Here is a 20,227-nt window from a genome sequence, read left to right on the forward strand (position 1 = left end):
CGTCGGAATAAAGGAGGAACGGCGCAGAGTTGTACGGAAGGCGATATGAGTTGTCCGCACTCACGGCTAAGGTGGGCAACATTGGCGAATACGCAAGCTACATCTTTTGAAAAAGGGAGCACACCATGTTCGAGAGGTTCACGGATCGCGCGCGCCGCGTCGTTGTGTTGGCGCAGGAGGAAGCACGCGCGCTTAACCACAACTACATCGGCACTGAGCACATCCTGCTCGGCCTGATCCAGGAAGGCGAGGGTGTAGCGGCCAAGGCTTTGGAATCCATGGGGATCTCCCTGGATGCTGTGCGCACCGAAGTAAAGGACATCATCGGCACCGGTGGTCACCCGCCGAGCGGCTACATTCCTTTCACTCCGCGCGCCAAGAAGGTGCTGGAACTTGCACTGCGCGAAGCGCTGCAGCTGGGCCACAAGTACATCGGTACCGAGCACATTCTGCTCGGCCTAATCCGCGAGGGTGAGGGCGTGGCTGCCCAGGTGCTGGTGAAGCTCGGCGCTGATCTCTCCCGCGTGCGCCAGCAGGTCATCCAGCTGCTCAGCGGTTACGAGGGGAACGACGAGGACAACGGTGGTGGCGAGCCTGCCACCGCCGGAGTTGGCAGCAGTGCTGATGGCGCACCGAGCCGACCTGGCCAGAAGTCCAACTCCCTCGTACTGGATCAGTTTGGCCGCAACCTCACCCAGGCAGCCAAGGATGGCAAGCTCGACCCGGTCGTTGGTCGTGAAAACGAGATCGAGCGCGTGATGCAGGTTCTGTCCCGCCGCACCAAGAACAACCCGGTGCTGATCGGTGAGCCCGGTGTGGGTAAGACCGCTGTGGTTGAAGGCTTGGCGCTGGACATCGTCAACGGCAAGGTGCCGGAGACGCTGAAGGATAAGCAGCTGTACTCCCTGGATCTGGGTTCCCTGGTGGCGGGTTCCCGCTACCGCGGTGACTTCGAGGAACGCCTGAAGAAGGTGCTCAAGGAGATCAACCAGCGCGGCGACATCATCCTGTTTATCGACGAGATCCACACCCTCGTCGGCGCGGGTGCTGCCGAGGGTGCGATCGACGCAGCCAGCATTCTGAAGCCGAAGCTGGCCCGTGGCGAGCTGCAGACCATCGGCGCGACCACCCTGGATGAATACCGCAAGCACATCGAGAAGGACGCTGCCCTGGAGCGCCGCTTCCAGCCGGTACAGGTACCAGAGCCTTCCGTCGAGCTGACCGTAAAGATCCTGAAGGGCCTGCGCGACCGCTACGAGGCACACCACCGTGTATCGATCACCGATGGCGCACTGACCGCCGCAGCTCAGCTGGCAGATCGCTACATCAACGACCGGTTCCTGCCGGATAAGGCCGTGGACTTGATCGACGAGGCGGGTGCACGTATGCGCATCAAGCGCATGACTGCCCCGAAGTCGATCCAGGAGGTCGACGACAAGATTGCCGAGGTACGCCGTAAGAAGGAAGCGGCTATCGACGAGCAGGACTTCGAGAAGGCAGCAGCTTTGCGTGATGATGAGCGCAAGCTGGGCGAAGAGCGCGCCGAGAAGGAAAAGGCATGGCGTGCAGGCGAACTGGACGAGGTTGCCGAAGTCGGCGAAGAGCAAATCGCCGAGGTCATGGGCACCTGGACCGGCATCCCTGTCTTCAAGCTGACGGAGGAGGAATCCACCCGTCTGCTGCATATGGAAGACGAGCTGCACAAGCGCATCATCGGCCAGGACGATGCCGTCAAGGCTGTCTCTCGTGCGATCCGCCGTACCCGCGCCGGGCTAAAGGATCCGAAGCGTCCGTCTGGTTCGTTCATCTTCGCCGGCCCGTCCGGTGTGGGTAAGACCGAGCTGTCGAAGGCTCTGGCCGAGTTCCTATTCGGTGACGACGACGCACTGATCCAGATCGACATGGGCGAGTTCCATGACAAGTTCACGGCCTCCCGCCTGTTCGGTGCCCCTCCGGGATATGTCGGCTACGACGAGGGTGGCCAGCTGACCGAGAAGGTTCGCCGCAAGCCGTTCTCCGTGGTGCTCTTCGATGAGATTGAAAAGGCACACACCGAGATCTACAACACCCTGCTGCAGGTGCTGGAAGATGGTCGCCTGACAGATGGCCAGGGGCGCATGGTGGACTTCAAGAACACCGTTCTGATCTTCACCTCCAACCTGGGTACCAGGGACATCTCGAAGGCTGTGGGCATGGGCTTTAGCTCCTCCGGTGAGGCCGACGAGGACACTCAATACGAGCGGATGAAGCAGAAGGTCGACGACGAGCTGAAGAAGCACTTCCGCCCAGAGTTCCTGAACCGTATCGATGACATTGTGGTCTTCCACCAGCTGACCCGCGAGCAGATCGTGCAGATGGTCGACCTACTGCTGGGGCGCGTACGCACTGCGCTGCAGCAGAAGGATATGGATCTGGAGCTCACCGAGCAGGCGAAGTCCCTGCTGGCCAAGCGCGGCTTCGACCCGGTTCTGGGTGCCCGTCCGCTGCGTCGCACCATTCAGCGTGAGATCGAGGATCAGTTGTCCGAGAAGATCCTGTTCGGCGAGATCGGAGCAGGCGAGATCGTCACCGTAGATGTCGAGAACTGGGACGGCGAATCCAAGGGCGACGATGCGAAGTTCGTGTTCGGCACCAAGCCCAAGCCTCTGCCAGAGGTTGGCGAGGATGAAGTTGCCGACGAGGCACAGGAAGCTGTGTCTGTCGCCGCTGAGGGCAGTGTGCCGGAGGATAAGGATTTTGACGCCGCCGAATCCGGCGACGATTGGGATCAGAAAGGCTAACGAAAAGCCAGCCTAGGCCTCATAAAAAGCGGCCTAGGCCTTGTTAAATGGAACTGGCCGACCGTGGATCACGTTATCCAACCAGTCCAGAGCCGGCACCAGGTTCGTTAGCATTGGCAGCATGTGATCGCCCAGCGGCACGGTGTGGGGGAGGGTGTGCTCCACGTAGTTCACCTTCGTGCCGCCCTTTGCCCACTGGCGTGCCATGCGTCGGCTCTGCTCTACCGGGATCGTGTCGTCGTTTGTGCCATGGCCGACGTACACAGGAACCTGAGGCGGGCGGTTACCGATGCGTTGGGCGTCAACAAGCTTCTTAAATGGCTGCTCCTGCAATAGCTCCGTCAGTGACTCGCCGGACTTCGTCAGGGTGCGGGTGTCCGTGTACGCGTGACGCAAAAGTGATTCGGGAAGGCATTCGCTCGCGGTCTGGCGCACAAACTCCTTGCCCTTATCATTCATATGCTCTTCGACGGTGCCGCGGATCTCTGGGTTGGAGATCAAAAATCCGTTGAGGGTGTATCCGAGTGCGGCGGCCAGCGGGCCATTATCGATGGCTACCGACGTGGTATGCAGATCCGCAGGCACACCGCCTGCATAGCCGGCCTTCAGGTTAATCTCCGGGGCATAGGTGGGAGCCAGCTCCAGTGCTGCAGCAGACGAGCCGCCACCCTGGGAATAGCCCCACAGGGCAACCGGTGCGGACTGTGGAACTCGCTGCAGGTTCTTCGCCGCGCGAGCCATATCTAGGGTGGCATTTCCCTGATCCACACGGTTCATATATGTGTGCTGGGCAGGTGTACCCAGGCCATTTAAGTCAGTGAGAGCCACAGCCCAACCGCGGGAGAGGGCTGCTGCAACGGGAGCGGCTTCGTATTCCAAACCCATCGACAGTAGCTTGCCTGGGGCACACGCATCACCGCTGCCCTGGGTGCCTGGCGCGACTACCAGTAACGGGCGCTCACCACCGCCGGTGTAGGGCGCGCGGGGGACCAAAACTGTGCCAGTCACAGGAACCGTCTCGCCCCGGGAGTTGGTGGAAACATAAGCCACGCGCTGGGCTTCGCTATTCGTCCAGTCGACAAAGGGGATGCCCAAGGCGAAATTGCTCGGGGCAGTTTTCAGGATTTCTCCCGGCTTGCCTTTTACCTGGAGCGGCAGGGAGGAGTAGAAGCTGTCTGGATCGTAGTTCGGCAGGGAACCGACGGCGGACTTGCCACTGCCTGTTGCCGCAGCTTTGGAGAGCGAGCCGTCGACAGAACCATAAAAGCCGCCCGGCGCAGGGGCGGCGACCGCTGGGGCTGCAGCAGCGGAAACTCCGGCGACAGGCAGGAGAGCTGCACAGGTTACGGAGAGAAAACGGGAACTTAGGGAGCTAAGAAAACGGTTGGAACCGGGGCGAGAAAACGTCATAGAAAAATCCTAAACGCTTCAACGGCCCTAAGTGTTAGGTTGCGCTAGTTAGATGTTCCAAACGGGGTTAAGTGGTGCTTTTAGTGGTTTCGGTAGCGTCGTCTACTTGCTCGTCATCCGCGTTATCCACATTGGCGGTGAAAGGATCCAGTGCCTCAAGGTCGACCTCTTGATCCTCGTCGTTGGGTACCTTGCGGCTCAAGTCGATAGCCAAGCCAATGGCAGTGAAGACGATGGTGGGTAGCAGCCAACCCATGCCAGCATCCATCAATGGAACCCAGCTCAGTGCATTTTGCAACGGCTCGACCGGCACGTTTAGCGCTGCCAGGAAATCGATGAAAGAGAACACGAAAGCCACGGCCACACCAATGCGGTAGGAGAACACCAGCTTGTGCTGACGGCATAGCAGGTGCACATAGGACAGGGTGATGAGCACGATCGCCGGCGGGTAGATTAGGCCGATCACAGGGCCGGAGACGCTCAGAATCTTTTCCAGACCAAGGTTTGCAATCGCCAGACCAACAAGTGTGAGGATCGTTGCCCACCAGCGGTAGCTGATCGCCGGAACCAGTTCGTGGAAGAATGTGGAAGTTGCCGCGGTCAGACCAACGACGGTGGTGATGCAGGCCAGCAGCACGATCAGGGAGAACACAATCTCGCCGGTTTCGCCCATAGTCAGGTGTGCAGCGGAGCTCAGGATAGCCGCGCCGTCGCTGTAGGTTTCTTTGTCGGGCATGCGGGCACCGACCAGTCCGAGACCTAGGTAGACCATCATCAGGAAGAATCCTGCGGTGAAAGCGGCAATACCGGAGAGCTTGACGATTCGCTTGTGATCGGTTTCGCCCTTTTGGCTAAAAGAGCTCACAACGATCAGCGCAAACGCAAGGGCACCGATGGAATCCATCGTGAAGTAGCCCTGAGAAATACCGTTGACTAGGGGATTAGAGGAATATGCCTCGGTCGCAGGAATGCTCGGGTCATGCAGCTTCTGTAGGCCAACTACAGCCAGCACTGCCAGCAGGATCAGCAGTACTGGGGTGAGGGCCTTACCCAGAGTGTCCACAACCTTGCCAGGCCACAGCGTCAACAGGTAACAGACCAGGAAGAAAGCGAATGTGCCAGCCAAGCGCCACCAGCCACCCGTGAGGTCAAAGGTGGACTCGATGCCCAGCTCGTAGCCGATCGCTGCTGCACGCGGCACGGCGTAGAGTGCGCCGATGGACAGGTAAGCCACGATGGAGAAAATGAGGCCGAACACGGCGCCGGCGCGGGAGGCTAGGTCGCGGACACCGGTTCCGGAAATCGCGATAGCGATAACCGTCAGCACTGGCATCAAGACGCCGGTGAGGAGGAAGCCAATCATGGCGGGCGTGAAGTGCTCACCGGATTCCACGCCAAGCATCGGAGGGAAGATGAGGTTGCCGGCACCGAAGAACATGGAGAACAACATGAGGCCCACGGCCACGACGGTTCCCGTCGTTTTCGGACGCTTCGAAGTCGAGGTTGTTGAAGTCGACATAGAACATTCCTAAATGTGATTTGGGTAACGTATATCACTCTAATGCACATTCGTGTACAAAAGCTAAGTCGCACTAGCCCCGTCCGTCACCACCTAGTGAGGCAGGTGGTATTTGCCCTCGTTGTAATCCATGAGCCCGTCGACGAGTAGCGATTGCAAAGCTCGTTCTCGTTGTTCCTGCTCAGGCCATAGGAGGTCTATTTCTTGTTTAGTGACGCCCCCTTCTCCTGCTTCCCGCAGTAGCCCCATAATCTTTCCGCGCACTTGGCGATCCGTTCCCTCAAACTTCTGCACCCGTCGGGCAGCCGCTGTCGCTTCAGCCTCAGTGGGCTGGGGCTTGCCCGCAATCACCCACGCACAGTCATCGACGACAGGGCAGCGGTCGCACGCTGGGTTTTTCGCTGTGCAGACCAGGGCGCCTAGTTCCATGAGGGCAGCACACATCAGGTTTGCATCGTCGGTCACAGAATCTGTGGCGGAAGGCTGAGAGTGTGGCGAGTGGGGGAGTTGGCGTCCAACCAAACGAGGATCCGGATCCACATACGGCAGCAACGATGCCACATCCGCCAGATCCCGCGCCCTCGCGGGACCTTGCAAGAAACGTCCATCGACGAGGCGACGGTAGACGCGCCGAACATTCGTATCGACCACGGGCACAGCCTGGCCGAAAGCGAAAGCGGCGACAGCGCGTGCGGTGTAACTTCCGATGCCGGGCAGGGCCTCCAGCTCGGCGATGCGGCGGGGGACCTCTCCACCGTGGCGCTCCACACAGGCGATAGCGCACTCGCGTAGGCGCAAGGCGCGCCGGGGATATCCCAGGTTAGCCCACATTTTCAGAACCTCTGCCTTCGGTACCTCCGCTAGATTCGCCGGGGTGGGCCAGCGTTCCAACCAGGCCTGCCACAAAGGAATCACACGGGCGACAGGCGTTTGCTGACTCATCACTTCGCTGAGCAGGATCGCCCATGGGGTTGTGTTTGGGTGGCGCCACGGCAAGTCGCGGGCATGGCGGGCGTACCAGTTATTGAGTTTGCTGGGTAGCCCTTCTGAGTGCCGGAGGCAACGTTGAGACGAGTCGGTATGTGGGGAGTTCATTGCACGAATCACTGTAGCGCGATGCACAATGGAGGCATGACTTCGAGCCATCACAAGACCCCGCAGCAGGCTTGGGACAGTCTGCGGGAGGGCAACCAAAGATTTATGCGTGGCGAATCCGACCACCCGCACCAGGATCTCAGCCGGCGTATTACGCTGCAGGCTGGACAGAAGCCGCAGGCTGTGGTGTTGGCGTGTTCCGATTCGCGAGCGCCGGTGGAGATCCTTTTTGACCAGGGTCTCGGTGACGTTTTCGTGATCCGTACTGCCGGGGAGATCACCGATCTGTCGGTGCTGGCTTCACTGGAATTCGCAGTGGATTCCCTGGAGGTTCCACTGGTCGTTGTGTTGGGTCACGAAAAATGCGGTGCGGTTGCCGCGGCCTCTCGGGCATTACATGGTGGCGATATGCCGGCAGGCTTCCAGCGCGTGCTGGTGGAAAAAGTGACCCCCTCGTTGCTGTCGGCGAAGAAGCGCGGCATGGAAAGCAGTGAGGATTTCGAGCGTAACCATGTGGCGGAGATTGCGGATCACATTGTGGACCGTTCTCCGGAAATTCAGGCACGCTTGGCTGATGGACGATGCGCTGTGGTGGGGTTGCGCTACCAGCTTTCGGATGGGCTGGCGGAGCCACTTGTCAGCTATGGGCTGGACATCGAAGGCGCGCAGCGAGTGCACTGATTTGCATGAGCACTGATTTGCACGAGCACTGATTTGCGTGAGCACTGTGTCTATCCGCCTCCTTTTGGCAGCTAGCATTTAGCATTGATTTTGTGACTGATGCAGACAATAGGCGCCCATTGCCACGCGAAGTGTATATCCGCCGCCGTATTGCGGCGGTGGTGATTCTGGTCGTTGTGATCGGTGTGATCTGGGGTCTGATCAGCCTGTTCAGTGGGGGTGAGGAACCCGAAAATGCCGCTACCAGTGAATCGGCTGCCACGACGTCCGAGCAGCAGGACATGACCAGCCCACCGGAACCGCCGAAGGGGGCGGATTCCAGTGAGTCCAAGGACGCGAAGGCGTCCGAAAGTAAGACCGAGGAGTCTACGACCGAAGAGAACAAGGACGAGAAGAAAAAGGATTCTTGCTCTTTGGCTGATTTGAAGGTCACCGCTCGTCCAGGCGCGCCGACGTTTAACGCGGATCAGCAGCCGAATTTCTTCGTCAAGATCGAGAACCCGACGAATGCTGATTGCGACATCAACTTTGATGATGCGCCGCTGAAGTTTGAGGTCTTCACCATGGGTAACTACCAGCGCGTGTGGGGCGATATCGATTGCAACGCACCGGAAGTTGTTGGTGAGACCAAGGTCAAGGCGGGCGAGTCTCTGAACTACGAGATGGCCGCATGGTCTCGCACTACGTCCGCGCCTAACAAGTGTGAGGATCGCCAGCCGGTAGGCCCAGGCAGCTATCTGCTGTATGCGCACGTTGGCAACAACACGTCCGAGCCAGCCTCGTTTAACTTGCAGTAGACCGTTAACCGCCGGGGGCAACGAGGCAGAAATTAACTGCCTCGCAGAGGGTAGAAACCTCCTTTACCTGCATCCCCTCCGGTGCCTCGAAGTGGCAGTTCTTCGGCACCAGGGCTGTGCTGAAACCAAGGCGATAGGCTTCGGCCAATCTTTGGGTGAGCTGCGGAATACGCCGTACCTCACCGCCCAAGCCAACCTCTCCTAGAGCCACCAGCCCCAACGGTAGTGGCGTGCGTTTTGCCGTGGAGGCCAATGCCAGCCCCGTAGCCAAATCCGCCGACGGCTCCAGAATCTTCATGCCACCAACCGTCGCGGCGTAAACCTCCTTATCCGCCAGAGCTAGTCCGCAGCGTTCGGAGAGCACTGCCAGCACCATCGACACTCGCGAGGCATCCATGCCTGTGACATAGCGCTTGGGATTCTTAAACTCGCTGTTGAGCGCCAAGGTTTGCAGCTCACCCACCATGGCTCTGCGGCCGTCCATAACCACTGTTACCGCAGTACCGGTCACGGACTCGGTGCGGTGATGGAGGAATAAACCGCTGGGGTCGGAGACCTCCTGGATGCCATGGGCAGTCTGTTCGAAACAACCGACCTCGTCCGTAGCTCCGAAGCGGTTCTTAATACCCCGCAGGAAACGCATGGAGGAGTGCTTGTCGCCCTCGAAATTCAACACGACGTCCACCAGATGCTCAATGGTGCGCGGACCTGCAACCGTGCCTTCCTTCGTTACATGGCCTACGGCAATCACAGGGGTACCGGCCATTTTCGCCAATGTGGTCAGGGTGCTCGTGACGGCACGGGTCTGCGCTACGCCGCCGGCGACGCCTTCTACGCCAGTGGCCTGCATTGTCTGCAAGGAGTCGACGATGATGAGCTCCGGGGCGAGTGCGTCTATCTGTGCAAGTCCGTTTTCCAGGTCATTTTCACTGGCAAGATAGAGATTGTCGTGTAAAGCCCCAGTGCGCTCTGCACGGTGACGCACTTGTCCGACGGATTCCTCCGCTGTGAGGATCAGTACCGTGTGCCCCTTCTTGGCCCAGGCAGCGGCAACCTCCAACAAAAGGGTGGATTTACCCACGCCGGGTTCACCTGCCAAGAGCACTGCACTGCCGGGAACAATGCCACCGCCCAGCACACGGTCAAGTTCCCCGATACCCGTTGGCCGGTGCTTGGCGATCGTCGGATCCACCTTGGTTACCGGCTGGGCACTTGCTCCTGGAACCAAACCCCCGACCCCGAGTCCGCCGCGGCGTCCAGCGCCACCCTTGCCACCAGACCCAGCTGCTATGCCGGCGAGCCCCATAGCCCCGAGGGCACGCGAATCTCGTTCCTCTAGCGAGCCCCACTCCCCGCACTGTGGGCAGCGTCCCATCCATTTTGAGAGCTGATGATCGCAGGATGTACATACGAAAACGCGGCTTGCTTTGCTCGACTTACTTGCCATGTTCACAACAATAAACGCCGCCCCGGACAACCAATGTCCAGTAGCGGCGTTTGTTCGATTATGCAGCGATCTATTTGATCGCTCTGCTCGTCCTACTTATCGGTCAGGCTGCCGTCCTCGTCGCGGTGCAGCTTGCCCGACTCAGGAACGTATCCGTTCACCGGAGCGTTCAGCTCTACCTCGCCAACATTCATCTTGAAAGTGACCTTCTTGTGTCCGCCGACGTAAACGTCCTGCAGACCCTTGATAGAGGTGGTGGCGTACTTCAGCTGAGCCTGCCCCTTGGTCTCCAGATCCTCCATAGCGAACTTGCCATCGCCAACCAGGGAGCCGCCAGCCGGGATCTCCGCGTTATTGATTCCGGAGACCTCCTTGCCGTCGACCTTCACGGACTCAATCTTGACGGCCTGACCCTTCTCATCCTCGTTGGTTACGGTGAACTTCAGCGCCAGGGCGTTGTCCGGGCCAACCACCACGGAAACGTCCTGCACGTCAGCGTGGCCAGCGTTGCCGTGCGCACCGTTGACGGCGGCCACCTGGCTGGAAGTCTGGGTGATCTGACCTGCGCCGCACGCGGACAGTGCGAGTGCGGAACCTGCTGCGACCAGCGCCAGCGCACCACGGGCAAAGGTCGTCTTCAGGGGCTGGGCCTTGAGGGTCTTCACGATGCGTTCCTCCATCTGAGGCATGTCTTAAAGCAGTTGAATAAAAACGTCTGCAACCAGCCTAGCCTGTAGCCCCCCGAGACACCTAGCCAAGGAGCCAATAATGGCTAATTAATGCCCCTTAATGCACAGTTGCTCGGATGAGTACGCCCCGAATGCGGGTAGTGGGGCTAATTGCGGTAGAATTTATCGGGTATTTGCGCACTTATTTCCCAGTGCCCGTCACACCCCCGCCATAGCCCTACGGAAGGACGTTAGAGGAATACTTATGGAGTTCGCAGTCGGAGATACGGTCGTTTACCCGCACCACGGCGCCGCCGTTATCGAGGGCATCGAGCAGCGGGAGTTCAAGGGGGAAACCGTCGACTACTTGGTGCTGCGTATTAACCAAGGCGACCTGTCCGTTCGCGTGCCGGCGGCAAACGCCGAAAAGGTTGGTGTGCGTGACGTGGTGGGCGAGGAAGGCCTGCGCAAGGTCTTCTCGGTACTGCGCGAGACCGATGTTGAAGAGGCTGGAAACTGGTCCCGCCGATACAAGGCCAACCAGGAGCGCCTGACCAGTGGCGATGTGAACAAGGTGGCCGAGGTTGTGCGCGACCTGTGGCGCCGCGATCAGGACCGCGGCCTGTCTGCAGGTGAGAAGCGCATGCTGGCCAAGGCCCGCCAGATCCTCGTAGGCGAGCTCGCTCTAGCCGAGGGGGTTGACGACAAGAAGACTGATGCGCTGCTGGCTGACATGCAGGCCGCTATTAAGCGCCACCGTGAGGCCGCCGCTGCTGCCCGTGCGGCAGGCGTGGACGAGGATCCCAAGTCCGGTGGCTCCATCGATCTGGACGACGAGCTGGACGGCGAAGACTAAGCCGAGCTAACGCCGTGACAGCGAACGTCTATGCACTCGTCGCCGCTGCCGGTAGCGGCACCCGCCTGGGGTTTGACACCCCGAAAGCTTTCGTAGAGCTCCACGGTCGGTCGTTGCTGGAACGATCGTTGGACGGCCTCGCGGCGTCCCAAAGCATCGACCATGCCATCGTGCTGGTTAGCGAGAACATGCGCGACCGCGCCGAGCGCATCGTCGTCGATCCCCTCAACGCCGCAGAATGGGCGCCCATGACCGTCAGCGTGGAGCTCGGGGGAGGGGAACGTTTCGATTCCGTGTACGCGGGTCTTGTGGCGATCCAACGGCGGCTCAACGCCGCGGGCGAGGCCACCACCGGGCGCTTCGTTGCCGTCCACGACGCCGCCCGCTGCCTTACCCCACCCGCCATGATCGCCGAGGTTGTCGACCGCGCGCGCCGTGGCGTCGCAGAAGGTTCCTGGTATGGGGCGATCCCGGTGTTGCCGGTGGTAGACACTATTAAGGTTATTGACGCCCCCACCTCCGGCCCGCGCGCAGGGCAGACGGTCGTGGAGCAAACCCCCGACCGTGCCAGCCTGCGGGCGGCTGCTACTCCGCAGGTATTCGACTTGGAGAAGCTGATCGAGGCCAACGAGCAGTACCTGCGCACCACGGAGATCAGTTCCGCGCACGCGGTGGATCGGGTGGGTGCTTCGCCGTTGCCGCTGGTGACGGACGATGCCTCGCTGATGGAGATGGCTGGCTTCCCTGTGGTGGCGGTGGATGCGGACCCGTTGGCTATGAAGATCACCACGCCCCAGGACTACCGCGTGGCGCAGATGATCCTGAACGGCAGCGAAAGTTAGAAAGCCCGCAGCAGACAAGTAGAACGTAACCAGAGGCGAGAGGCAGACCGCAATTGAACACCCCACACATCATTCCCCGCGTCGGTATTGCGACGGATGCTCACCAGGTGCAGCCAGGCAAGGACTGCTGGATGGCTTGCCTGCTGTGGGAGGGGCAGGACGGCTGCGAGGGGCACTCCGATGGCGACGTGGTGGCGCACGCGGTAGTGGATGCGCTGCTCTCCGCTGCAGGACTCGGCGACCTGGGTAGTTTCGTCGGGGTGGGGCGCAAAGAGTACGACAACGTCTCCGGCGAACGCCTACTGCGCGAGTGCCGCGAGCTGTTGGAATCCAAAGGCTTCGTGATCGGCAACGCGGCGGTGCAAATGGTGGGGAACCGCCCGAAAATGGGCACCCGGCGTGAGGAGGCCGAGAAGGTGATGGGGGAGCTCATCGGCGCCCCTGTCTCTGTCTCCGCCACCACGACCGACCACATGGGCTTCACCGGCCGCGGTGAGGGTGTGGCGGCTGTGGCGACGGCGGTTGTGTGGCAGGCGCAGAACTAGTTATTGACAATCCTTTCGCGCCCTCGTAGGTTTGTTCCATCAAACAGAACCCCTGCGCATTAAAGGTTTGGAACTTTCTTGTCGAATAGCTACTCGTTTTCTTTTAGCTACCCGCGCTCTGATGAAGGGGTCGAGGTCCACTCGCTTGAGGTTCCCACTAGCCCAACAGTCATACTGGGTGTCAACGGTGCAGGTAAGACCACGCTCATGAAGCTGCTTGCTGGTCAGCTAACACCGTCTAAAGGCGCTGTGCCGAAATTGGGTCGAGCTGTGTACGTCCCGCAGCATTTCGAAAACATCAATGGTGCGCGCGTTGTTGACTATGTTTCCTACGTTGCCTGGCTTAATGGTGCCGGTTGGGCGGAGAGCAAGAGGACCGCGGCCTATTGGATTGAATTCGTCGGTTTGAAGGAACACGCACATAAGCAATGCAGCAAGCTGTCCGGTGGGCAGCAAGCTCGCGTGCAAATAGCAACAGCCCTGAACTCTAACGCGGAGCACATACTGCTGGACGAACCCAGCGCCGCACTCGACCCACTGGCGAAGCGGGATTTGCAAGGACTCTATCGATCCATTGCGGAAGCGGGCGTTGGCCTTTGGGTTTCTAGTCATCAGCCCTTGGAAGTGGAGAAGCCGTTCGAGCATGTACTCGTGTTGCATGAAGGAAAGGTTGAGTTCCAGGGGCCAATGAGCGATTTTCTGCGAGTTGGGCGCGGTTCGCTAGAGCCGGGGGAGTCACATCGCTATTCCGACACTGTGAGAAACCTTGCGGAGGCATTTTCCAGGACCGGTGGCCATGTCGAGGATTAATGCGATCAACGTTGCTTTGGTGCTCGCAGCTGCAGCGCTTGGTTTGCTGAGCATTGCACTCAACGCCAACCCGGTGCCTACGCAGGACAACGCAGTCTCCAACAGCTTGGCCATCTACTATTCGCTGGGGCCAATCCTGGGCTTTATCGGTGCTAAAGAGATGGCACGCTTCCGTTCCTTTTTTAAGTCCCGCGGCTCTGTGCAGGATGTTTTTAAAGTCTGGCTCAGATCCTTGGCGCTTCCGCTATTGCTCGCGGTGGCAGTGGTGTTGGCGTACCTCGCAGTGCAGCTGGCGGATATCGGCTACGTAGAGTCCGCACAGTCCCTTGCAACGGGGTTGGTCTTTATTGTTCTTCACGGCGTGGCATGGCTGAGCTTGGGGGCAACTTTAGGGCTGTACCTACCAGCAATTGTGGCGATCGCTGTCGGCTTGCTTCTTCCTTATATCCTGGTCGCTTACCCAGTGTCGCTCTCAAACGTGGCGTGGCGACAAATGTTCGGACAGTCGTTCGGCTCTTGTTGCCAGGTCTCACAGAGTGTGGACCCGATTCTGTGGAAGGCTTCGGCGCTGGTGTTGGGGGCTATATGCGTTTGCTCGTTGCTGTTGACCGCGGCTTTTCATGGAAATTGGCTTCCGGGGCTGTCCGCGTGGCCACTTCGCGTGGCCGCCATTGTTCTACTCGGCGTGAGCTGTGGATTAGGCTACGGAATCGCCCAAGACGGAAACTATGGTTCCGCGGTGCCCCGCCCCCAAGAGCATATGATCTGCGAGGGAGCGGTGTGTTACTGGCGCGAAACCCCACCTGAGCAGGTAGACGCAAACCGCAAGGTGTGGGAATCGTTGGGCGTCACTACCTACAGGCTGATCGACGCCGAACCGCAACGGGACGGCGACATCTGGCTCGCCCATTCGAATCAGCTACAGGAAGTAAAGCGCGCGCTCCTGGTCGAACTCCTCAGCAACGAACCTGCACTTAAGGGGGCACCGTCGTGTTGGGGAACTCCGCAGGAACCCGTATCCGTAGCGGAGTCTCTTCCCGATCTGACGGAAGAAGAACTGGAACGAGCGACCCTGACGCCTTCCGGACAATGGCGCGGGGTGCATGGCACGAATGAGGGAGTGGACGTGAAATTCATCCTGAATCGGGCGAACTCCGAGTGTAGGGAGGGATAGTGTCTGCCCAGCATCGAGCACAAATCTATTGGCGCGGTCATTCCGCGACCTACGCGGCGATACTTCAGGTGTTCGCCCTCGTGGGCGCCGTCCTGTTCGGCACGACCACGATTCCCATTCCCTGGGCTTCGTGGAGTTCGTCCGGAGTCGTTCCGTTTAACTTCGTGTTCTCCATCGCTATCGTTAGCTCTGCGGTGATGTTCTGGGATAACCGGCTTTCCCAGCTGGAAGAACTAATTGGCCGCACGTGGGCAGCCTGCGACTGGCTTTTCCTTGGGATCTGCTTGGGTGAATGCGGCGTTGTCGCGGTCCTGGGCAACCCAGGCATGTTGCAGTACACGCTTATTGCATTGTCGGTAATTTTCGGCGCATGCTTGGTGGCAGACCTGCGAAAGAGCTTCTATGGACTGCTTCTGCTAACCGCAGCCCAGTGCCTGCTCATATCGGTGTTGCCAAGCAAATACCTGCCATTGTTCTGGTCGCCCAGGATCGATGTGATTGTGATTGCGCTTCCCATCTGCCTGCTACTTTTCGCGGCAGTGCGGAGCGCTATCAAGAAGGCCGAGCCCCGGTTGGCTCAGCTCAGCAGTTAATGCGGTTGCAGATTTCCCCGATGCCGTCGATAGCGATGCGCACCTCGTCGCCATCGGCCAGGTACTGCGGTGGGGTCATGCCATGGCCGACGCCCTCTGGTGTGCCCGTCACGATGACGTCACCAGGTGCCAACGAGGCGAAATTGCTGATGTAATCCACCAGATCCTGTGGCTTAAACACCAGGTCGGCAACGCTGTGTTCCTGGCGGAGTTCGCCGTTGACCCAGGTGCGTAAGACAGCCCCTTCCGCAATCGGATCGAAGTGTTCGGCGGGAACCATCCATGGGCCGAATCCGCTGGAGCGGTCCAGGTTCTTGCCCTGCAGCCACTGCTGGGTGCGGTACTGCCAGTCGCGCTGAGAGAAATCATTCATCACGGCGTAGCCCGCGATCTGGCCGGCCTCGCCCATAATGACGGCGAGCTCGCCCTCGTAGTCTGCCTGCGCGGAGAGCTCCGGGGGAACCACTACCTCGTCGAACGGACCCGCCAGGGCGGAGGCGTACTTCACGAAGAGGGTGGGGTGGTCCGGGATCGGGTGTCCCATTTCTGCGATGTGTTCCCGATAGTTAAGGCCGACACAAAAAATCTTCCCCGGGTTCGGCACGACTGGCCCCAGCTGGTCGGCGGTGAAGGTAACGGTGGGGAGGGAATCCAGCTCCGTGTTGCTGACCTGCGCCTTGTAGGGGAATTCGGCTAGGAGCTTGCCCTCGCCACCTTCCTCGGAGAAAGAGGTGACTGCTACTGGGCGCCATGCACCCCGATCGTTGAGGCGGATGGTGGCGAATCTCGTGGTGCTTTGAGTGTGCATGCCTTCCACGATACTGACACGCAGGGGAAAGAGGCCGGATGCGCATGCCTATACTGTGTGGTGTGACTTTGCGAATTTACGACACTGCCGCCCGCCAGCTCCGCGACTTCGAGCCTATCCGTGAAGGCCATGCCTCGATCTATCTGTGCGGAGCGACCGTGCAGTCGATTCCGCACATCGGACATGTGCGTAGCGGAGTTGCTTTCGACATTCTGCGCAACTGGCTAGAGGCCAAGGGGTTGGACGTCGCTTTCGTAAGGAACGTCACCGACATTGACGACAAGATCCTGACCAAGGCCGCGGAGAACAACCGCCCGTGGTGGGAGTGGGCTGCCACGCACGAGCGCGCGTTTAACTGGGCTTATGACCAGTTGGGCGTCACCCCACCTTCCATCGAGCCCCGCGCCACAGGGCACGTGCCGCAGATGATCGAGTACATGCAGCGCATCATCGACAACGGCCACGGCTACGCCGCAGACGGCAACGTGTACGCGCAACCCGCGACGATCGATAACTACGGTTTCCTGTCCGGCCAGAAGCTGGATGAGATGGATCAGGGTGAATCCGCTGGTACAGGAAAGCGCGACCCACGCGACTTCACCATGTGGAAGGCAGCGAAGCCGGGCGAACCGGCTTGGGATACCCCATGGGGGCGTGGCCGCCCCGGCTGGCACATCGAGTGCTCTGCGATGGCCACGACGTACCTAGGCGGCGAGTTCGACATTCACTGCGGTGGCCTGGACCTGCAGTTCCCGCACCACGAGAACGAGGCCGCACAGGCGACTGCAGCGGGCGATGGCTTTGCTCGCTACTGGATGCATAACGGCTGGGTGACGATGTCTGGCGAGAAGATGTCGAAGTCTTTGGGCAACGTGCTTTCTATCCCGAATGTGCTGAAGCTGGTGCGTCCGGTTGAGCTGCGCTACTACCTGGGCAGCGCGCACTACCGTTCGATGCTGGAGTACTCCGAGGCTGCGCTAGGCGAGGCCGCTGCGGGCTACCGCCGCATCGAGAAATTCCTGGTGCGCGCCATCGAGTACGTCACCGGCGAGACCGCCGTGGATCCACAGGCGCTGCCGGTCGCTGAGGTGCCGGCTCGGTTCGCGGAGAAGATGGACGATGACCTAGCCGTGCCGCAGTCGCTGGCCGTGATCCACGACGTGGTCCGCGAGGGCAACAAGCTACTGGAGGCTAAGCCCACGGACGAGGCAAAGCAGCAGGTTAAGCAGATCGCTGGACAGGTTCGTGCGATGGCTGCCGTGCTGGGTGTGGATCCGCTCAGCGAGACGTGGTTGGAATCCACCAAGGCCGCTGCGGGCGGATCCGACGTGGCGATGGGTGCCCTGGATGTGCTGGTCAAGGCTGAGCTGGAGCGCCGCGCCGAAGCCCGCGCGGCCAAGGACTGGGCCACCGCCGACGAGGTACGCGACCGCCTGGCCGAGGCCGGCATTGAGGTTACGGATACAGCCGATGGCGCGAAGTGGTCGCTGAAGGGGTAGTTCCATAGACGTACTCGTCGGGCTGTAACTCTGATCCTGGAAGCTCGACCTCGTCGTCATATATTTCTTCGGGTACGAAGTATTCTTCGTCTTTCGACCACATTGGGTTCAGGCCTGGCAAGAACCAAATGGTGGCGGCAGAAACGATGGCAATGATGATGCCGCCCAGTGTTGCGTGCTCCGGCGGGATGTACCAAAAACCGGCCACGATCAGGGCGCCGATGGAGCCGATACATAGGGGGAGGAAGAGGTTCAGATTCAACCTGTTTGCGGTTCTGTATTCGACCCAGTCCTCGCTGGGGAAGCGGCCGCGGGCTTGGGAGCGGATTCGGCGCTGCGTTTTCTGAGAACATACGACGCATGCGATGGCGACTAGTGCCAGCCCGACTCCGGCGATAATAAAGTCGCCGACTACTGCGCCGTATGCCATCACGCCGATCGATACGGTTAGGGCAAAGCGTTCGGTCGCGGAAAGCGGAATTGCCTGGTGGGGGTCTACTTCAGGGTAGAGGTTGGCCAGAGGGGCCGGGGTGTATGCGGTCATCCTTCGTGTCCTTTCTCGGGGGTGAGAGGTGGGGGTGGGAGACGAAGCTAAACACAAGATGCTTCTGTCTCTTAGGCTGACGTCATGATACTTTCAGTTAAGTTGAGCCTTACCTAATTAAGGTAACACTATCCTAAGTTAGTGGTAAATCCTGGGTAGAAGGTAAGGCTGCGTAAGTCTTTTGATGTTTCAGTTCTGAGTAGGATCAGCATGCACCTTTCACTGTTTGGATCACGTCGAGGCTCGGTGCGACGGTCGTTCGGTCGTACATCCACGGCCGTGGCCGCCACCTCCGTACTTGCCTTCGCTCCCGTAGCATTTACCACGGTCGCTACTCCCGTTGCCTCAGCGGCGGGAACCTGTGAATTTAATTGGGGTATCAAGCAGAGCTACCGTGCCTATATCCAAGGCCCTGTCGCTAAAGGCGGATGGGGTGGCGACGGTATCGGCTTTACCGGCGATAAGACCGGCCCGAATGGCACCTTCCAGTTCAGTCCCCAAAAGCCCCAGGTAAACGGCGATACGGTGACCGTTCCGCTAAACGGAGTTCTCCGTTTCAACGGTCACAACTATGGCGGCGATGACCTGCTAGATATGACGCTCTCCGATTGGAAGGTACGCGCAAAAGGAAAAACCGCCGAGATCCTGGTGGACTATGTCTCCTATGAGTCGGACATGGTCGATAAGAGCAAACGGGGAGCCAAAATCACTGGCGACGATGAAGTCATCGCCAAGGTGAACCTGTCTACCCCGGTGAACCCCGGCTCAGGGAGCGTAAACCTTTCTGGTTCTACGACGCTTACTCAAGGTGGCAGTCGGCTGTTTCTCGCTTACAAGGCGGGAACCTCGATGGATCCAACCAGTGGCTCAGTTGCTTTGGACGGCAGCTGTGGATCAGATTCGGGCAGTGGCTCGGGATCGGGCGAAAAGCGCACGCTGACCACGATCGATGGCAACTTCACCGGCTTTAACAAGGAAGCTATGGGAATTCTGTCTGAGACGAACGACACGATGAACGCCCTGACCACTTTCATGGGTAACTCCCAAGCCTTCTTGGACGAGTATGAATCTTTCGTCAATCGCGGGCGCGGTAAGAACGGATCTTCTAGCGGAAGCGACTCCGGAACTAGCTCCACCTCCGGAACGAGCTCCAACTCCAACTCCGGTTCTGGTGGCGGATCGGCCTCTGGTGGAGCATCGCTTGGATCCGGAAACAGTGGTGCGCGAAACGGCGGAACAGGCGGCGGGTCGGCCTCCAGCGGAGGCGGAACAACCCGTGGCGGTGTCGCTGCAGGCGGAGCAGCTGGTGGCGGTGGAGATCTGCACTGCGCGTCGGTCAAGGCAGTCGAAAGCGCCAAGGCATCGTGGGCTCTGAAAGAATCCTTCCAGTCGTACATCACCGGCTCTATCGCTAAGGGCAAGTGGGATTTGAGCGGGGTCGGATACAGCGGTGGCAAGTATCAGTTCACCGGCAACGGTGGCAACGTCGATACATCTTCGCAGCAGGGAACGATTTCCTATGGTGGCGCGATGCAATTCACCGGTCACAACGGAATTCTCGACCTGAACATTGCTAATCCGGAGATCCAGTTCAACGGTGGAACAGGAAGGCTTGTTGCCGATGTTCGTTCTTCAAACATGGAAGGCGAGAAACGAGACTTCGGGCGCACAGTGCTGGGAGACCTGAGCTTTAGTTCCCTTGATGTCTCGGAAAACTCAGTAAGCGGAGAGGCGAGTGTATCGCTGACCCAGGATGGTTCCGTAGCTTTCGCTGAATTCTACGATCCGGGAACCCAGCTAGCGCCGATATCTTTCAGCGCCCAGCTAGGTGGCCAGGGTGACTGCGACGCAGTGGGCGGTACTTCAGCATCTGGATCGAATGCGGGTGGATCGGGCGGTGGTTCTTCTGCCGCGCACAATGCTGCCGCCGCGAAGCTCGCCGGCAATAAGGACGGTTTCGGCAATGGCGTCGACGGCGATTCTTCATCGGCTGGGTACGAAAACGGATCGAGCAAATTCAAGGTTAAGCCTGTTGCGGCTGAGGGCCAGGATGAGAATCCGACTTCTTACCTTCTCGGATTGATCGTAGGAGTCATCGTCGCAGGTGGAAGCATCGGTCGACTGGTTGTAAGTAATCCGTCTTAATCCGCCTACTAGGT

Annotated in this window: 18 protein-coding genes; 11 read left to right on the top strand and 7 right to left on the bottom strand. The window is 59.6% G+C overall.

The genetic code is table 11. The annotated features are described in order from the left end of the window. Nucleotides 1-125: 125 nt before the first annotated feature. Entirely contained in the window at nucleotides 126-2,780 is a 2,655-nt protein-coding gene (locus AC06DS_RS04465) for an ATP-dependent Clp protease ATP-binding subunit (RefSeq protein ID WP_477101121.1), read from the top strand. 33 nt (nucleotides 2,781-2,813) lie between these two features. On the opposite strand, the gene AC06DS_RS04470 is transcribed toward AC06DS_RS04465, so the two are convergent. The 3 genes from AC06DS_RS04470 to AC06DS_RS04480 form a co-directional block, all read right to left on the bottom strand. Next, nucleotides 2,814-4,190, bottom strand: coding sequence for a lipase family protein (locus tag AC06DS_RS04470; protein WP_476727843.1), 1,377 nt, complete (start codon nucleotides 4,188-4,190; stop codon nucleotides 2,814-2,816). A 67-nt stretch (nucleotides 4,191-4,257) separates the two neighbouring features. After that, the gene (gene brnQ, locus AC06DS_RS04475) at nucleotides 4,258-5,709 is read right to left on the bottom strand and encodes a branched-chain amino acid transport system II carrier protein (protein WP_293791074.1); all 1,452 of its coding nucleotides are present in this window, start codon (nucleotides 5,707-5,709) and stop codon (nucleotides 4,258-4,260) included. 93 nt (nucleotides 5,710-5,802) lie between these two features. Continuing rightward, nucleotides 5,803-6,804, bottom strand: coding sequence for an HhH-GPD family protein (locus tag AC06DS_RS04480; protein WP_477101122.1), 1,002 nt, complete (start codon nucleotides 6,802-6,804; stop codon nucleotides 5,803-5,805). A gap of 36 nt (nucleotides 6,805-6,840) precedes the next feature. On the opposite strand from AC06DS_RS04480, the gene AC06DS_RS04485 reads away from it, so the two are divergent. Together AC06DS_RS04485 and AC06DS_RS04490 are read left to right on the top strand one after the other, a co-directional pair. Beyond that, the gene (locus AC06DS_RS04485; RefSeq protein ID WP_476727845.1) at nucleotides 6,841-7,485 is read left to right on the top strand and encodes a carbonic anhydrase; all 645 of its coding nucleotides are present in this window, start codon (nucleotides 6,841-6,843) and stop codon (nucleotides 7,483-7,485) included. A 92-nt stretch (nucleotides 7,486-7,577) separates the two neighbouring features. Beyond that, entirely contained in the window at nucleotides 7,578-8,282 is a 705-nt protein-coding gene (locus AC06DS_RS04490; protein ID WP_293791077.1) for a hypothetical protein, read from the top strand. Between the two features lie 4 nt (nucleotides 8,283-8,286). On the opposite strand, the gene radA is transcribed toward AC06DS_RS04490, so the two are convergent. Together radA and AC06DS_RS04500 are read right to left on the bottom strand one after the other, a co-directional pair. Further along, nucleotides 8,287-9,729, bottom strand: coding sequence for a DNA repair protein RadA (gene radA, locus AC06DS_RS04495; protein ID WP_476727846.1), 1,443 nt, complete (start codon nucleotides 9,727-9,729; stop codon nucleotides 8,287-8,289). Nucleotides 9,730-9,821: 92 nt separating this feature from the next. Further along, on the bottom strand, nucleotides 9,822-10,394 hold the full coding sequence (locus AC06DS_RS04500; protein ID WP_477101123.1) for a hypothetical protein: 573 nt from the start codon (nucleotides 10,392-10,394) through the stop codon (nucleotides 9,822-9,824). Between the two features lie 268 nt (nucleotides 10,395-10,662). Here AC06DS_RS04500 and AC06DS_RS04505 point away from each other — a divergent pair, with 268 nt between their 5' ends. From AC06DS_RS04505 to AC06DS_RS04530, 6 genes are all read left to right on the top strand, one after another. After that, nucleotides 10,663-11,253, top strand: a complete 591-nt coding sequence (locus tag AC06DS_RS04505) for a CarD family transcriptional regulator (RefSeq protein WP_293791081.1) — start codon at nucleotides 10,663-10,665, stop codon at nucleotides 11,251-11,253. A gap of 14 nt (nucleotides 11,254-11,267) precedes the next feature. Continuing rightward, nucleotides 11,268-12,095 (top strand): IspD/TarI family cytidylyltransferase, encoded by an 828-nt coding sequence (locus AC06DS_RS04510; RefSeq protein ID WP_476727848.1) that lies wholly within the window; start codon nucleotides 11,268-11,270, stop codon nucleotides 12,093-12,095. Nucleotides 12,096-12,148: 53 nt separating this feature from the next. Next, a complete protein-coding gene (ispF, locus tag AC06DS_RS04515) occupies nucleotides 12,149-12,640 on the top strand; it encodes a 2-C-methyl-D-erythritol 2,4-cyclodiphosphate synthase (RefSeq protein ID WP_034965389.1) in 492 nt (163 codons plus the stop codon). A 207-nt stretch (nucleotides 12,641-12,847) separates the two neighbouring features. Then, nucleotides 12,848-13,450: an ATP-binding cassette domain-containing protein gene (locus AC06DS_RS04520; RefSeq protein ID WP_477101124.1), complete on the top strand. Its 603-nt coding sequence runs from the start codon at nucleotides 12,848-12,850 to the stop codon at nucleotides 13,448-13,450. Continuing rightward, nucleotides 13,437-14,624: an ABC transporter permease gene (locus AC06DS_RS04525; protein ID WP_477101125.1), complete on the top strand. Its 1,188-nt coding sequence runs from the start codon at nucleotides 13,437-13,439 to the stop codon at nucleotides 14,622-14,624. The genes AC06DS_RS04520 and AC06DS_RS04525 overlap by 14 nt, the downstream gene beginning before the upstream one ends. Next, nucleotides 14,624-15,217, top strand: coding sequence for a hypothetical protein (locus AC06DS_RS04530; protein WP_293791085.1), 594 nt, complete (start codon nucleotides 14,624-14,626; stop codon nucleotides 15,215-15,217). The genes AC06DS_RS04525 and AC06DS_RS04530 overlap by 1 nt, the downstream gene beginning before the upstream one ends. Here AC06DS_RS04530 and AC06DS_RS04535 read toward each other — a convergent pair. After that, nucleotides 15,207-16,025 (bottom strand): fumarylacetoacetate hydrolase family protein, encoded by an 819-nt coding sequence (locus tag AC06DS_RS04535; RefSeq protein WP_051873846.1) that lies wholly within the window; start codon nucleotides 16,023-16,025, stop codon nucleotides 15,207-15,209. The genes AC06DS_RS04530 and AC06DS_RS04535 overlap by 11 nt on opposite strands. A gap of 62 nt (nucleotides 16,026-16,087) precedes the next feature. Here AC06DS_RS04535 and cysS point away from each other — a divergent pair, with 62 nt between their 5' ends. Continuing rightward, on the top strand, nucleotides 16,088-17,524 hold the full coding sequence (gene cysS / locus AC06DS_RS04540; RefSeq protein ID WP_477101126.1) for a cysteine--tRNA ligase: 1,437 nt from the start codon (nucleotides 16,088-16,090) through the stop codon (nucleotides 17,522-17,524). Here the strand turns inward: cysS and AC06DS_RS04545 are convergent. Next, entirely contained in the window at nucleotides 17,481-18,068 is a 588-nt protein-coding gene (locus AC06DS_RS04545) for a hypothetical protein (RefSeq protein WP_034969824.1), read from the bottom strand. The genes cysS and AC06DS_RS04545 overlap by 44 nt on opposite strands. A gap of 210 nt (nucleotides 18,069-18,278) precedes the next feature. On the opposite strand from AC06DS_RS04545, the gene AC06DS_RS04550 reads away from it, so the two are divergent. Continuing rightward, complete coding sequence (locus tag AC06DS_RS04550) at nucleotides 18,279-20,213, top strand: HtaA domain-containing protein (RefSeq protein WP_080716680.1); 1,935 nt, start codon at nucleotides 18,279-18,281, stop codon at nucleotides 20,211-20,213. Nucleotides 20,214-20,227 lie beyond the last annotated feature (14 nt).

Source organism: Corynebacterium sp. TUM25015, assembly GCF_056393505.1.

Bases quoted from the DNA above. Each gene is read 5' to 3' on its own strand.
- brnQ (WP_293791074.1), bottom strand. From the start codon at position 5,709: ATGTCGACTTCAACAACCTCGACTTCGAAGCGTCCGAAAACGACGGGA.
- AC06DS_RS04545 (WP_034969824.1), bottom strand. From the start codon at position 18,068: ATGACCGCATACACCCCGGCCCCTCTGGCCAACCTCTACCCTGAAGTA.
- AC06DS_RS04520 (WP_477101124.1), top strand. From the start codon at position 12,848: ATGAAGCTGCTTGCTGGTCAGCTAACACCGTCTAAAGGCGCTGTGCCG.
- AC06DS_RS04465 (WP_477101121.1), top strand. From the start codon at position 126: ATGTTCGAGAGGTTCACGGATCGCGCGCGCCGCGTCGTTGTGTTGGCG.
- AC06DS_RS04505 (WP_293791081.1), top strand. From the start codon at position 10,663: ATGGAGTTCGCAGTCGGAGATACGGTCGTTTACCCGCACCACGGCGCC.
- AC06DS_RS04480 (WP_477101122.1), bottom strand. From the start codon at position 6,804: ATGAACTCCCCACATACCGACTCGTCTCAACGTTGCCTCCGGCACTCA.
- AC06DS_RS04470 (WP_476727843.1), bottom strand. From the start codon at position 4,190: ATGACGTTTTCTCGCCCCGGTTCCAACCGTTTTCTTAGCTCCCTAAGT.
- AC06DS_RS04485 (WP_476727845.1), top strand. From the start codon at position 6,841: ATGACTTCGAGCCATCACAAGACCCCGCAGCAGGCTTGGGACAGTCTG.
- AC06DS_RS04535 (WP_051873846.1), bottom strand. From the start codon at position 16,025: ATGCACACTCAAAGCACCACGAGATTCGCCACCATCCGCCTCAACGAT.
- radA (WP_476727846.1), bottom strand. From the start codon at position 9,729: ATGGCAAGTAAGTCGAGCAAAGCAAGCCGCGTTTTCGTATGTACATCC.
- AC06DS_RS04550 (WP_080716680.1), top strand. From the start codon at position 18,279: ATGCACCTTTCACTGTTTGGATCACGTCGAGGCTCGGTGCGACGGTCG.
- AC06DS_RS04525 (WP_477101125.1), top strand. From the start codon at position 13,437: ATGTCGAGGATTAATGCGATCAACGTTGCTTTGGTGCTCGCAGCTGCA.